Source organism: Phaeospirillum tilakii (assembly GCF_042683125.1).
In the GTDB taxonomy this organism is placed as follows: Bacteria; Pseudomonadota; Alphaproteobacteria; order Rhodospirillales; family Magnetospirillaceae; genus Phaeospirillum; species Phaeospirillum tilakii.
Genome location: NZ_JBHUIY010000124.1, coordinates 1 through 570, shown reverse-complemented (window position 1 = coordinate 570; position 570 = coordinate 1). Strand labels below are relative to the sequence as shown.

1 protein-coding gene is annotated in these 570 nt (G+C 70.4%); it reads left to right on the top strand.

Annotated elements, in window-relative coordinates:
• A partial coding sequence (locus ACFSNB_RS18805; protein WP_465264585.1) for an ATP-binding protein occupies nucleotides 1-570 on the top strand: 570 nt, incomplete at both ends.

The following is a 570-nucleotide window of genomic DNA, read 5'->3' as shown; positions in this document are numbered from 1 at the left end:
GTGCCGGTGCCCATCGGTCGGCCGGTCGATTCACCCGACGACGGCTGGGCCGTGGCGCTGGAAATTGGCCTGCCGGTCGTCGTCAAGCCGCAGGACGGCAACCAGGGCAAGGGCGTCACCGTCAACGTCGTGGACCGCGCCCACTTCGACATCGCCTACAAGGCCGCCGACGAGATCGGCCAGGTCATGGTCGAGAAATTCCTGCCCGGCGGCGACTACCGGCTGCTGGTGATCGGCGACAAGCTGATCGCTGCCGCCCGCCGCGACCCGCCGCATGTCATCGGCGACGGCGTCCACACCGTCAAGCAGCTGGTCGACAAGGTCAATGCCGACCCGAAACGCGGCGACGGCCATGCGACCTCGCTGACCAAGATCCGCTTCGACGACATCGCAGTCGCGCGCCTGACCCAGTGGTGGGCCGCCCGCACGCGCCCGGCCGCCAACGCGGGCGTGCATCCGAGCGCGATCGTGTCGCCCGAGGCGACGCTGGGGCAGGGCGTCGAGATCGGCCCGCTCGCGGTCGTCGAGGCCGGTGCCATCATCGGTGACGGTGCACGCATCGGCGCCCAT